12 protein-coding genes are annotated in these 13249 nt (G+C 69.7%); 4 read left to right on the top strand and 8 right to left on the bottom strand.

What is annotated here, in order from left to right:
• Positions 1-203 precede the first annotated feature (203 nt).
• Together IAE60_RS10815 and IAE60_RS10810 are read left to right on the top strand one after the other, a co-directional pair.
• A complete protein-coding gene (locus IAE60_RS10815) occupies positions 204-1619 on the top strand; it encodes a pectin acetylesterase-family hydrolase (protein WP_187572244.1) in 1416 nt (471 codons plus the stop codon).
• 55 nt (positions 1620-1674) lie between these two features.
• On the top strand, positions 1675-2280 hold the full coding sequence (locus IAE60_RS10810; RefSeq protein WP_187572243.1) for a hypothetical protein: 606 nt from the start codon (positions 1675-1677) through the stop codon (positions 2278-2280).
• Between the two features lie 169 nt (positions 2281-2449).
• Here IAE60_RS10810 and IAE60_RS10805 read toward each other — a convergent pair whose 3' ends face one another.
• Positions 2450-3139, bottom strand: a complete 690-nt coding sequence (locus IAE60_RS10805) for a phosphatase PAP2 family protein (protein WP_374501204.1) — start codon at positions 3137-3139, stop codon at positions 2450-2452.
• Positions 3126-4391 carry a flavodoxin-dependent (E)-4-hydroxy-3-methylbut-2-enyl-diphosphate synthase gene (gene ispG, locus IAE60_RS10800; protein ID WP_187572242.1) on the bottom strand — a complete coding sequence of 422 codons (1266 nt, stop codon included), beginning with the start codon at positions 4389-4391 and terminating at the stop codon, positions 3126-3128. Before ispG ends, IAE60_RS10805 begins: the two co-directional genes overlap by 14 nt.
• A gap of 83 nt (positions 4392-4474) precedes the next feature.
• On the opposite strand from ispG, the gene IAE60_RS10795 reads away from it, so the two are divergent.
• Together IAE60_RS10795 and IAE60_RS10790 are read left to right on the top strand one after the other, a co-directional pair.
• Positions 4475-5710: an ATP-binding protein gene (locus IAE60_RS10795; RefSeq protein ID WP_407073720.1), complete on the top strand. Its 1236-nt coding sequence runs from the start codon at positions 4475-4477 to the stop codon at positions 5708-5710.
• Between the two features lie 13 nt (positions 5711-5723).
• Positions 5724-6278, top strand: a complete 555-nt coding sequence (locus tag IAE60_RS10790) for a response regulator transcription factor (protein ID WP_187572241.1) — start codon at positions 5724-5726, stop codon at positions 6276-6278.
• A 76-nt stretch (positions 6279-6354) separates the two neighbouring features.
• Here IAE60_RS10790 and IAE60_RS10785 read toward each other — a convergent pair whose 3' ends face one another.
• The 6 genes from IAE60_RS10785 to IAE60_RS10760 form a co-directional block, all read right to left on the bottom strand.
• Positions 6355-8415: a TonB-dependent copper receptor gene (locus IAE60_RS10785; protein ID WP_187572240.1), complete on the bottom strand. Its 2061-nt coding sequence runs from the start codon at positions 8413-8415 to the stop codon at positions 6355-6357.
• Between the two features lie 70 nt (positions 8416-8485).
• Positions 8486-8959: a copper chaperone PCu(A)C gene (locus IAE60_RS10780; protein WP_187572239.1), complete on the bottom strand. Its 474-nt coding sequence runs from the start codon at positions 8957-8959 to the stop codon at positions 8486-8488.
• Positions 8956-9111 carry a hypothetical protein gene (locus IAE60_RS10775; RefSeq protein ID WP_162108891.1) on the bottom strand — a complete coding sequence of 52 codons (156 nt, stop codon included), beginning with the start codon at positions 9109-9111 and terminating at the stop codon, positions 8956-8958. The genes IAE60_RS10780 and IAE60_RS10775 overlap by 4 nt, the downstream gene beginning before the upstream one ends.
• 20 nt (positions 9112-9131) lie before the next feature.
• Positions 9132-11333 carry a TonB-dependent receptor gene (locus IAE60_RS10770; protein ID WP_244966552.1) on the bottom strand — a complete coding sequence of 734 codons (2202 nt, stop codon included), beginning with the start codon at positions 11331-11333 and terminating at the stop codon, positions 9132-9134.
• A gap of 62 nt (positions 11334-11395) precedes the next feature.
• Positions 11396-11794 (bottom strand): DUF2946 family protein, encoded by a 399-nt coding sequence (locus IAE60_RS10765; protein WP_187572238.1) that lies wholly within the window; start codon positions 11792-11794, stop codon positions 11396-11398.
• A 60-nt stretch (positions 11795-11854) separates the two neighbouring features.
• Positions 11855-13138 (bottom strand): sialidase family protein, encoded by a 1284-nt coding sequence (locus IAE60_RS10760; protein WP_187572237.1) that lies wholly within the window; start codon positions 13136-13138, stop codon positions 11855-11857.
• Between the last annotated feature and the right edge of the window lie 111 nt (positions 13139-13249).

Here is a 13249-nt window from a genome sequence, read left to right as displayed (position 1 = left end):
CCCGCGCGGGCACCGAAGGGGGGCATCGCGGCCAATTCCGGGGGCCAGGGCAGCCAAAGCCGACGCCATCACATCGTCTTAATCCCGTGGCGCGACGAACGCACCACCATGCGCCGCTGTACGGTCGCCGCCCCCACGCGTGCCGCACGCCAAGGCAGTCCATCCCGTTGAACGTCCACAGACTCTCGCCGGAGGATCCGATCATGGTTGCACCCGTACGACCCGCACGCCTGCCGCTTGCCCTCTCCACCGCAGCGCTCGCGATCGCCATCGCCGCGCCACTCAAGGCCGAAGAAGGCGATTACAGCTTCTGGCAGACCCTGGTGAACCTGGTCTCGCCGCCCAAGGCCGACAACAAGGTGACCGCCGCGCAGCGCACCGGCAGCTATCCGCTGCTGTCCAACCCGTCCGGCTTCAGCGACGGCTTCCAGCCCGGCCGTTACGACGCCTGGCAGACCATCCAGCTGGCGCCCTCGACCGGCGCGGTCTGCGGCGACGGCTCGCCCTTCAAGTTCTTCGTCAACCGCGTGGCCGATACGCGCAACACCATCGTCTACATGGAGGGCGGCGGCGCCTGCTGGGACTACGCCAGCTGCACCGGCCAGACCGGCGTTCGCGGCGCACGCAATCCCAACGGCATTCCCGACGACTACATGAGCCTGCTGAACCCGGGCGCGAGCCTGGTCAGCCCCTTCGTCACCCGCGTCAGCCCGTTCGATGCGGTGAAGACGCAGGGCTGGAACATGGTCTACATCCCCTACTGCACCGGCGACATCTACAGCGGCGACCGCGTGGCGGTCTACGACGACCCGAGCGGCCAGAACGCGCCGCTGGTGTGGCACCACAACGGCGTGCGCAACGTGCGCGCGGTGGTGAGCTGGCTGAAGGACAACCTGCCACGGCCCACCCAGATGCTGTCCACCGGCTGCAGCGCCGGCGGTGCCGGCAGCCTGACCAGCTACCACCCGCTGCGCCGCGACCTGGCGCCCACGCGCAGCTTCCTGATCGACGATTCCGGTCCGATCTTCCCCACGCCGAAGAACGGCAACCCGGTCGACTATCCCTCGCAACCGCTGATGGCCCTCATCCGCAGTGCCTGGGGGCTGGACCAGCCGAACGGCCCGCTCCCCTATCTCGCCAGCGGCCTGCCGCAGTTCGATCTCGACGAACTCGGCAGCCTGTATCCCGCGCTGTCCAGCAAGTATGCGAACGACCGCCTGGGCCATACGCACTTCTGGAAAGACCTCAACTATTCATCGTATTCGTACGAGCGCTTCTATCCCGACATCGCCAATGCACCCGACCAGGCGACCAAGGAAGCCCGCATCCATGCGCGCTGGGACATGGACACCGCACGCCTGCGCGACCGCCTGAATGGCCTGGACAACGTCGGCGGCTATTTCCCGCAGTACCGCGCGCTCAACGAAAGCCACTGCACCACCATCGTCGACTTCAAGAACGCCGACGTGCAGGCGCAGAACCTGGAACTGAAGCACTTCATCGACAGCGTGCTGGATGGCCGGGGCAAGGTGCTGGATGCCAGCGAGCAGGACGACAAGGCCGACAAGGCCAAGCCGTTCAACCTGCTGTACTGGCTGGTGGACCAGTTGCTGGGGTGATGTCCGGGTCCGGGACCGTCGTGCTTCGACGGTCCCGACATAGAGGGGGTCATGCATGAGGAAATGGCTGACGCTGCTGGTGCCCTGCGTGGTTCTCGTCGCTGCCATCGTCTGGTGGAAGCGCGACGACCCGGGCAGGCCGGTCGCGCCGCGATCATCGGTTGAAGCGGCCGACGGCGTGTCGCCCCTGGCTTCCCTGCAAGCCACGCCACAGGCGCAGGAGCACCTCGAGCGCCAGCGCTTCGAGGCCGATGCGAAAGATTTCTTCGCGCGTTCCGCGTCGCTGCGCCCGGTGGAACGCAGCGAACGCGCCGATGCGCTGACGCGCCAGATCGACAAGTACGAAGCCGCCGGCGGCCTGTCCGCGGGCGAAGCCGTGCTGTTGCGCACCGCTCTGGTCAAGGCGACCGTGGACGATCCCGCGCGGCAGGCGGAGGAAGTCGCGGCCATCGCCGACCGCTATCGCGCCCACGCCGACCGGCGCATGGCCGCCTTCCTCGAACAGCAGCGCAACGACCCGCGCTTCCAGGCCTACAAGGCAAGCGAAGCGCAGGTGGTCGCCGAGGTGATGGCCGCCACCACGATTCCCGCCGGCCTCACCCGCGACCAGTACCTGCGCCAGCGCCTGCAGCAAGAACGCGAGCGGGCGTATGCGCCGTAGCACCGGCTCGTTGTAGGAGCGACGTGAGTCGCGACCGCACGCTCTCCGCCGCCACCTCCCCTCACTCACGCAACATGGCGACGCGGAATGGACGCTATCAGCTACACATCCGCGATATTCAATTCATGCGGTCGCGACTCACGTCGCTCCTACAGAAGAGCAGAACGCCTCACCGCACCTGCCATGGCCGTTCGCGGATGCGGTACAGCACCAGGTAGACGCCAGACACCCACGCGATGCCCGCCGCCCAGCCGCCGAGGATGTCGGACGGATAGTGCACGCCCAGGTAGATGCGCGAAGCTCCGACGGTCAGCGCGAACAGCGCGGCGAGCACGACGGCCGGCCAGCGGAAGCGCGTGTGCCAGCACAGCAGCACCACCACCATCGCCAGCGTCGCCGAGCCCATCGCGTGACCGCTGGGGAAACTGAAGGTGTGCTCGGGCGCGATGGACTCCCACAGCGCCGGCCTGTCGCGCTGGAAGAACTGCTTGGTCGCCATGTTCAGCAGCGCGGACCCACCCAGCGAGACGCCGGCGAAGGTCGCTTCGCGCCAGCGACGCGCGACCAGCAGGCCCAGCGTCAGCACGATGTCGGCCGGGACCACGCCCCACTGGTAGCCGAGCGCCGACACCACCACGAAGAACCGGTCCAGGGTCGGGCTGGACAGCGCATGCGCGTGCCAGAGCAGCGCATCGTCGAAGTAGAAGTCTTCCAGCTCGTGGATTTCGTCGGCCAGTTCGACGAACAGCCACAGCGGCGCCAGCAGGCAGAGGAACAGCAGGAGCAGGCGCCGGCCGTGTTCACGGAACAGGCCGGCGATGAAGCGCCGGCCGTTCGCCAGCGGGTCAGCCGGCCGCACGCGCGTACTTGGCCTCGACGTAATCGTCGATCAGGGCGATGAACTCCTGCGCGATGTTCTCGCCGCGCAGGGTGACCTTCTTTTCGCCATCGACGAACACCGGCGCCGCGGGCGCCTCGCCCGTGCCCGGCAGCGAGATGCCGATGTTGGCGTGGCGCGATTCGCCCGGCCCGTTCACCACGCAGCCCATCACCGCCAGGGTCATGTTCTCGGCACCGGGATGGGTCACCTTCCACTCCGGCATCCGGCCGCGCACGTGTTCCTGCACGACCTTGGCCAGTTCCTGGAAGAACTCGGACGTGGTGCGGCCGCAGCCAGGACAGGCCGTGACCATCGGCGTGAACGCGCGCAGGCCGGTGGTCTGCAGCAGTTCCTGCGCGACGATGACTTCCTGCGTGCGCGACTGGCCCGGTTCCGGCGTCAGCGAGATGCGGATGGTGTCGCCGATGCCTTCCTGCAGCAGCACCGCCAGCGCGGCGCTGGACGCCACGATGCCCTTGCTGCCGATGCCGGCCTCGGTCAGGCCTAGGTGCAGGGCGAAATCGGTGCGGCTGGCCATGTCGCGGTAGACGGCGATCAGTTCCTGCACGCCGCTGACCTTGGCCGACAGCACGATGCGGTCGCGCGGCAGGCCGATCTCGACGGCGCGTTCGGCCGAATCCACCGCCGAACGGATCAGCGCCTCGCGCAGCACGCGGCCGGCGTCCCACGGCACCTCGCGCGCGTGGTTCTCGTCCATCAGCTGCGCGGCCAGCGCCTGGTCCAGCGAACCCCAGTTGGCGCCGATCCGCACCGGCTTGCCGTAGCGGATGGCGAACTCGATGAGCTGGGCGAACTGGGTGTCCTTCTTCTTGCCGAAGCCCACGTTGCCCGGGTTGATGCGGTACTTGGCCAGCGCTTCGGCACAGGCCGGCTCGCCCGCCAGCAACTGGTGGCCGTTGTAGTGGAAGTCGCCGATCAGCGGCACCGAGATGCCCATCATCTCCAGCTTCTCGCGGATGCGCGGAATGGCGGCGGCGGACTCGGGATTGTTGACGGTGAGGCGGACCATCTCCGAGCCGGCGCGCCAGAGTTCGGCCACCTGCTTCACGCTGCCGGGAATGTCGGCGGTATCGGTGTTGGTCATCGACTGCACCACCACCGGGCGGCCGCCGCCGACGACGGTGTTGCCGATCTGGACGGCCTGGGTGATGCGGCGCGGCCAGGGCGCGGCGTCGGTAGGGGGCGTGGGGCGGGTGACGGCGTCGTGCATGCCGGCATTGTAACGTGGGCGCCCCGCCCGCCTGCGACGCCGTGCCGCAGGCCGCGTAGGCGCGCTTGCACTAGCATGTACCGATGCCGAATACCCTGCTGACCACCACGCCGTCGTTCCTGCGCACGCTGTGCAACCTGCGCTGGGTGGCGATCGTGGGCCAGGCGGTGACCGTGCTGGTCGCGCTGGGTCCCCTGGGCATCGCCCTGCCCCGCTGGCCGCTGTGGGGCGGGATCGGTGCGCTGGCCCTGTTCAACGTGTACGCCACCTGGCGCAGCCGCCGGCCCGGCGAGGAGCGCCCGGGGGAAGCGTTCGCCCACATGCTGGTGGACGTGGCGGTGCTGTCCTGGCTGGTGGCCTGGAGCGGCGGCATCGGCAACCCGTTCAGTTCCATGTTCCTGCTGCTGATCGCCGTCTCGGCGCTGGCGCTGCCGCTGCGCTGGGTGCTGGCCACCGGCGTCGCCTGCCTGCTGGGCTACGTCATGACCGCCGTGTTCGGCCGCCCGCTGCCGCACCTGCATGGCGGCCAGTTCAACGTGCACCTGTGGGGCATGGCGGTGAACTTCGTGCTCTCGGCCGGCGTGGTGCTGTACTTCTCGACCCGCCTGGTGGCCGCCTTGCGGATGCGCGAACAGGAACTCGCGCGCCTGCGCGAGCGCTTCGCGCGCAACGAGGGCATCGTCGCGCTGGCCACCCACGCGGCTGCCGTGGCGCACGAACTGAATACCCCGCTGGCCACCCTGACGCTGCTGGCCGAGGACATTCGCGAGCACGCCAGCGATGCCGATGTCCGCGACGACGCCGGCACGATGCGCCAGCTGATCGACGTGTGCCGCGACCGCGTGCGCGCGCTCGCCGCCTCGGCCGACATGGGCGTGCGCCAGCGCGTGGACCTGGACGACGTGGTGCAGCGCTGGCAGCTGATCCGCCCGACGGTGGAACTGCAGCGCACCGGCGCCCTGCCCCCCTGGCTGGCCACCGACGCCTCCACCGGTCACCTGCTGCAGGCCCTGCTGAACAACGCAGCCGATGCCAGCCGTCAGGCCGGATCGCAACGGGTGGACCTGGACCTGCGCTGCGAGGGCGACGAACTGGTGGGCACCGTGCGCGACTACGGCAACGGTTTCCACGAATCTGTGCCGTTCCAGTCCGAACAACTCTTCCGCACCAGCAAGCCCGAGGGCATGGGGGTGGGCCTGGCCCTGTCGCACGCCACCATCGAGCGGTTGGGTGGGCGCATGACCATGCGCGCCGTGCCGCCCAAGGGCGTGCAGGTGCAGTTCCGCCTGCCGGTGGCGGGCAACGACGAATCTCCCTGATGCGAGGCATCCGATGAAAGGCCTGCTGGTCGACGACGACGAACTCTACGCGCGCACGCTGCAGCGCAGCCTGGCGCGCAAGGGCATCGAGACGGAAATCGCACTGGACGCGGCCAGCGCACTGGCGCGGGCGCGCGAATACCTGCCCGACTTCGCCCTGGTCGACCTGAAGCTGGGCAGCGATTCGGGCCTGACCCTGATCGAGCCGCTGCGCGCACTCCGCGCCGACATGCAGATCCTGCTGGTCACCGGCTACGCCAGCGTCGCCACCGCCGTGGAATCGATCAAGCGCGGCGCCGATGACTACCTGCCCAAGCCGGCCACCGTGCCGACCATCCTGCGCGCGCTGGGCCTGGAAACACCTGCCACGCCGATCGACGACCTCGAGGCTGCCGAAGACACCATGACGCCGCTCAGCCGGCTGGAATGGGAGCACATCCAGCAGGCGCTGGCCGAAACCGAAGGCAACATCTCCGCCGCCGCCCGCCTGCTGGGCATGCACCGGCGCTCGCTGCAGCGCAAGCTGGCCAAGCGTCCCGGACCGGAGCGACGCTGGGTCGACGAATAGCCCGTCAGCGCGATGGATCGCGGTCGGCGTCGACCGCGATCCCCGTCCCATGCCGGCAGCCGATGCGCCGGCAGCCTCAGTACGCCAGCTGCAGCTTCACCCAGGCGGTCCGTCCCGGTTCGTTGATCCGCACCGGATCGGCGGGATAACCGAAGTCGGCGCTGCCGGACAGGTTGAGGTGCTCGCTGTAGGTGCGGTCGAAGACGTTGTCGATGCCGGCGATCAGCCTGACCTGGTCATTGAACCGGTAGCCGCCGTTCAGCGCGAGCGTTGCGAAGCCGGCGCTGGGGCCCAGATCGCGCCCGACCACGTTGCCCTGGTCGAGGGCCACGCGATCCTGTTCCGCCACGGCGCGCAGCAACACCCCCGCGCTCCACCGCGGACCTTCGTACGCGGCGGTGAGCCTGGCTTCGAGCGGCGGCATCTGCGGCAGCGCGCCGCCATGACGGACCTCGCCCCATGCGTGGGCCAGGGTGGCGCCCAGCTTCCAGCCCTCGCGGGGACGGACTTCCACCCCGGCTTCCGCGCCACGCACGCGGGCATCCACATTCGCCACCGACGACATCATCCCCATCATGCCGCCGCTCATGTAGGAAAACAGGATGTAGTCGTCGATGCGGCCCGCGTAGGCCGACACCCAGGCGTCGAGCCGCGCGCTGCGGTACTGCAGGCCGATGTCCAGCTGCGTGGTCTGCTCCGGCGCGATGCCCGCGAACGCATTCGGCGCACCCATCGGCCCCCTGTCGGCGGAGAACAGCTCCCAGTAGTCGGGCATGCGCTCGGTGTGCCCCACCCCGGCGTACCAGGTGACTGGCACGACAGCGAGGTCGTGCTCGAACCGCACGAAGCCCCCCGGCAGCGTCTCTTTCCGGCTCAAACCGGCGGTCGGATTCGGCATGCCCATCATCCCGGCCGTCGCGCGACGGTCCTGTACCTCGGCGCGATCCACGCGTGCGCCCGCCACCAGCCGCTGCTGCTCCGCGATATGCCACGTCCCTTCGACGAACGCGCCGCGCGTCTCGAACCGCGCATCGGTTTCCCAGGGCTCGGCGCGATAGGTGCCGCGGCCCATCGCACTGCGCTGGCGATGCCGGCTGCGCTGCATGTCCACGCCGCCCGTCAGTTCCCAGCCGTCGCCCTTCGCGCTCAGCGCCGTGCGCCCGCCGTCGGTGCGGCGTTCCACATTCGCGGCCATCGGCATGGGCATGGCGCTCATCGGGTTGGGCTCGCGCAGCGTGTAGTTGTCCATCAGGTGGTCGGCCTGGTTGCGGAACACGCTGGCTTCGACGGATTCCAGCACCCCCGGCAGGTCGCGCTTCTCGAACCGCAGGCTGGCGCTGTCGCGGCGGAACATCGAGCCGTCCATGCCGCGGCCCGCATAGCGCGCCTCGCCATCGCCGATGCCCGCGTTGAACTCCAGCAGCGTGTCCGCGTCCGGCGTCCAGCCCAGGGCCAGGTCGGCGTTCCACTTCTTCCAGGCCGAGGGCACGCGCCGGCCGTCGCCATCCTCATAGTCGTCGGCCTCGGATCGGTTGGCGCTGAGCCGTGCATAGCCACGCGATGCACCGGCGGTCGCATCGAGCACCTGGTCGTTGCGCCCGTGCGAGCCGCCCAGCAGGCTGCCATCGACACGCAGGCCGGGCGCATCGAAGCGGGGCGTACTGCGTTCGAAGCGCACCGTACCGGCGGATGCACCCGGCCCCCACAGTACGGTCTGCGGTCCCTTCACCACCACCAGCCGGTCGTAGGTTTCCGGCGCCACGTAGGACAGCGGGTTGTCCATCCGCGCCGGACACGCGCCGGGCATGCTGCCATCGTTGGTCAACAGGTTCAGGCGCGAGCCGAACATGCCGCGCAGCACCGGATCGCCGTTGGTGCCGCCGTTGCGCAGGGCGGTGAATCCCGGAATGGTCTTCAGGTAGTCGGCGCCGTCGCTGGCAGGGACGGGCTGGCGCGGCAGGGTCGGGTCGGTCTCGTAGGTCAGCGGCGAGACGGGTGCAGCGGTGACGACCACGCGATCGAGCGTGGCGGCATCGGGGGCGGCATCGGGGGCGGCGTCGGCGTGCGCGATGGCAGGCGTCGCGCATGCGAAGGCGACCGCGATGACGAGGGGACGGCGAAGGAAGCACGGATGCATGAAAGACTCCAGTAGGCGGGTGACGGGCACCCGCAGGGATTCGAAAGGGGAAGAGACGACGGCGGCGATCTCAGTGGTGCGGCGCCGCCGCACCGAGCGGCCTGACCTCGAACACGACCGGCATGCGGCCCGCGCGCTCGAACACGAGCGTCGCGTCCACCTGTTCGCCCGCCGGCAGTGCGCGCGTGGGCTGGATGAACATCAGGTGGTGGCCACCCGGCTTCAGCTCGGCGGTGGTGCCTGCGGGCAACGGCAGGCCATCGACCAGCTCGCGCATCCGGGCCACGCCTCCCTCGTCGCGCATCTCGTGGATCTCCACGCGCTGCGCCGCGGCGCTTTCGACCGCCAGCAGGCGGTCATCGGCCGACGTGCCGTTGTGGAGGGTGAGGAAGCCGCCGGCCACCGGCGCGCCCGGCGGCGTGGCGCGCAGCCACGGGTCGGCGACGGTCACGGCGGCGGATGGCGGGGCCGGCGGCTGGGTTTCATGGGGAGACGGCTGGCAGGCCGACAGCAGCAATATCAGGCTGGCAAGGGAACGTTTCATGTCGTGGTTTCCGTATCGGATGTGGACGAGAAGGTGTCGAGCAGGGTCAGCGGCCGTGCATGCGCGGCCACGCGCCCCAGGCCGCACAGGCCCAGTGCGCAGGCCCACGCGATCAGCCAGCTGCCGACGCAGAGGAAGAAGATCGTGTCCATGGCAATCCCGGGCGATGCGGTCAGAAGGTCTTGCGCAGCACGATTTCCCAGCTGCGCGGATCGCCGAGATAGGCCATCGTGCTGCCCAGCGCGTACACCACGTGGGTGCGGTCGCCGAGGTTGCGGCCACGCACGCTCAGCTCGGTGCTGCCGTTCCACTTGAAGCCCAGGTGCGCGCCCCAGGTGGCGTAACCGGCGGTCGACAGCGTGTTGGCGGCGTTGGCGTAGCGCGATGAGACGCCGCGGACATCCAGGCCCGCCGACCAGCGCGGCCCGAACGCGTAGTCCACCCATAGGTTGCCCACGCGCGAGGGCGTGTTGGTGGGGCGATTGCCGGCACGCGACACTGGCACGCCGCCGACGTTCTCGTAGAAATCGTCGAGCGTGGCATCCACCCAGGCCAGGTTGCCCTCGACCTTCAGCGCCTCCAGCGGTCGCCAGCCGAACGTCGCTTCGATGCCCCGCGAGGACTGCTGGCCGATCGGCAGCGTCTGTCCCGAATTGGCGGGATCGGTGATGGCGAGGTTCCGCCGCACGATGCGGTACGCGGCCAGCGTGACGAAGTGGCGCGCGTCGCGCGACTGGAACTTCGCGCCGATCTCGCCCTGCCGTCCCGTGGTCAGATCGAAGTCGCGCAGCGTGGCGAAGTTGGCGGTGCTGAGGATGCCCGCCGGCGGATCGGCCGCGGTGCTGTACTGCGCATACACGCTCGCCTGCGGCGTGATGGCCCAGTTCAGCGCGACACGTCCCGTGGTGGGCGTGTACTCGCGCTCGAAGCGTGCGGGATTGGTGACCGTGACCGCGCGGTGGTTCACCACGTCCAGCACGATACGGTCGCGGCGCAGTCCGGCCAGCAGCGACAGCGAAGGCGTCAGCTCGGTCAGGTTCTCCAGGTACAGCGCCTGCGTGTGCAGCCGGTTGGTGCGGTCGGGCGTGTAGACGATCGACGTGCCGGGCACGTCGAGGAAGCGGCCCGGCGTCACGGCGTCGAGCGGCACGGTGTCCACCGTGGCCGACAGCGACAACGGAAAGCGCGTCTGCCGGTTGTAGCTGACATCCAGACCGGTGGCCCATTGCGTCGGCAACCCGAACAGCGCGCCGTCGTGGCTCCACTCCAGCCGGTTGCCGTAGACCTGCTGGTCGTGCCGCTGCAGCAGCGTGCCGGAGCGGATGACGCCGTCGTTGTCGGCCGTCAGGCGATAGCTCTCGACGTTGCGGTAATCGCGCAGCGCGTCGTAGTGGTAGACCGTGTTGCGCACGGTGTCGTGCTCGCCCGGCGTCCACTCCAGCAGCGAGCGTACCCAACGCACGTCCTGTCCGTAGTAGCCGTCGGCGACGTTGTAGTTGCGACCCACCGTCTGCGGCAGCACCGACAGGCGACCGGTCGCGGGCTGGCGCACCGGCGTGCCCCAGTAGGGACGATGACTGTCCTCCTGCTGGAACTCGACCGCCAGCGTGTGGCGCAGCGTGGGGGCGACCTGTACCAGCCACGACGCCGCGAGCGTCGAGGCTTCGCGTGCCTGTCCGTCGATCCCGCTTTCGGCGTCGCGCGAGCTCGCATCCACGCGGATCGCCTGGCGCGCGTCGTCGCCCCCCAGGCGCACGTTGGCCCCCATCGCCAGCGTGCCGTCGCGGAACGAGCCCCACGAGGCCCGCATGCCCGCTTCGTCGCGATACAGTCGGGCCAGGCGGGTGACGTAGTTGATCGTGCCGCCGACCGCGCCGGCGCCGTACAGGAAGCTCGATGGCCCGCCGATCGCCTCCACCCGCTCGTACTGCCATGCATCCACCGGACGCGCGGCGATGCTGGCGTACTGCACGTCGATGCCATTGAACAGCTGGGTGATCTGGCTGCCGTAGAAGCCACGGTAGGTCACCGCATTGCCGTTGCCGGGCGGCGATGCCACGGTCAGGCCGGGGATGCCGGCCAGCGCCTCCTGCGTGGTGCGCACGCCGCGCGCATCCAGCGTGTCGCGATCGATCACGGTGACCGACGCCGGCGTCTGCAGGAGGCTCAGCGACAGGCGGGTGCCGGTGCCGGCCGTCTGTTCAAGGCCGGCCTTGTGGCCTTTGACTTCAACGGTATCTAGCTCGGTGGCGCGCGCGCCATCAGGCAACACGACGGGTTCGGCGGCATGCGCGGACAGGGCAAGCGAGAGGGCCGCGGCTACGGCCACGGACAGGCACGACGCGCGCGGCGTCGCCCGGGACATCAGGGACATGGAAACTCCAAAGCACAAGGACGCGGCGCGTGGGCCGCACGGTCAATCAGGGGTCTTGTGGTTCAGAGCAGGACGGGCGGTCCTTGCCCGCCCAGGCCACGCAGGCGCAGCCGCCTGGCGCGTGGCAGCGTTACCACGCCTGCGATCGCGTCGCCGGCCAGACGGGGGAACAGCAACGCGATGGCCAGCAGCAGCAAGGGCAGCGCCGCCGCCAGCGTGCAGTACGCGCAATCCGGGCCCATCGGCATGCCATCGGGCAGCGGCGACTTGCCGGCCGGCGACTCGGCGCGCGTGTCGACCCATTGGATGCCCTCGGTGGTGCACAGCTCGGTCCAGCCGGCCAGCACCTGCGGCCCGTCGCTCGCCATCCACCGCGTGATGGATGGCGCGAACGCCATCAGCAGCGCGGCCAGCAGGGCCAGCTGCAGCATCGGTCGGAGGAAGGCGCGTGAGCGGATCACCGCCGAATTCTAAGCGTTAAGGACTCTGGAGGTCAGATGCGACGGAATGTCGCGCCCGTCTCATCGGGGCCACCTTACGCGTGCGCCGTGCAGGCCCGGCACGTCGACGGCCACATCGGTCCACACCAGCCATGCGGCATCGTCGTGCCACTGCAGGCGGGGGATTCCACTCGCCCGCCCACGCGCGGACAGGGTGGCCACGCGCACGTGATGCGCCTGCCGCCACGCGTCGTCGTAACGGCCCAGCACCAGCGTCTGGCGCTCATCGGGTGCCTGCTCCAGCCAGCTCACCAGCAGATGACTGTCGCCGCGTGCCAGCCCCAGGCGACCCAGCACGTGCGGGCCCTTCGCCAGCGTCACCGGCGCGCCGAACGTGTCGCCCGCATCCGTGGAGCGCGCTGCCCGCAGCTCCGGCATGCCCTCCGCTTCCGTGTACCACGCGACCCAGACCGTCGCGCCATCGGCGACCACCATCGGCCCGTTCACCGGGCATCCCGCGATCCGCCAGCCGTCCGCATGCACGTCGCGCGGAACCGTCCAGCGTTGGCCATCGAAGCGGACGATGCGCGTGTCGCGGATCTCGTCGGTGCTGCGTCCCCGGTAGACGACCACGACGCCGCGATCCGTCACGGCGGACGAGGTGGTGCAGCAGTCGCAGGTGGACGTGTCCAGAGGCCACTCGGCGTCCTGCTTCGCCTCCTCGCCGTAGATCGCGGCACGCAGCATCATCGGTGCGCCACCGCCGTGATGGCCGTCATCGTGATGCGCATGCGCACCCTCGACGGCCTTCTGCCGACTGTCCAGCCAGGCGATGCCCAACCGGTCGCGCGCCTGCGGCCAGAACGTCACGAAGCCGTGATCGCCCGGCGTCCCGGTGGGATGCACCAACTGCGGCGCGCTCCACGTCGCTCCTCCATCGCCGGAACGCACCAGGTCGATGCCGTAGTCCATGCGCGAGGGCCCCGTGCTGCGCAGCCAGTGCGCCCACAGCGAACCGTCCGGCAAGGCATGGACGTGCGGTGTGTCGGCCCAGTTGACGAACCATTTGGCGCCTTCGGCGATCGTGCGCGGCACCTGCCAGTCCCCGGACTGCTCAGGGCGACGGCTCCATTGCAGCCGATGCCCGCCTTTGTCCATCGGCTCCACCCAGCTCAGCAGCAGCGCACCGTCCGGCGCAGTGACCAGGTCCGGTTGCGCGGCAGGGGTGGGCGACGGCAGGCGCAGGTCTTCCACCTTGGGTTGGGCGGCGCCGACGGCGGGGGCCGGCGCGTCGGCGGGCGAACAGGCCGACGCCGCGACGATGAGCATCGGCAACACAGCACGGGACCAGCGTGACAGGGACATGCGGACGTTTCCGGCCATCGGGACCCCGTCATTCCATCACGGAATGCGGCCGCCCGACTGCGACCGCATGTCGCAGGCATTCGCGTCGCCCTCGGGCGCCACCGTTTATCC

This window comes from Pseudoxanthomonas mexicana (assembly GCF_014397415.1).
Classification (GTDB): Bacteria; Pseudomonadota; Gammaproteobacteria; order Xanthomonadales; family Xanthomonadaceae; genus Pseudoxanthomonas_A; species Pseudoxanthomonas_A mexicana.
Note: the sequence above shows the minus strand (reverse complement) of the source record. Positions and strands in the feature narration are given on the sequence as shown.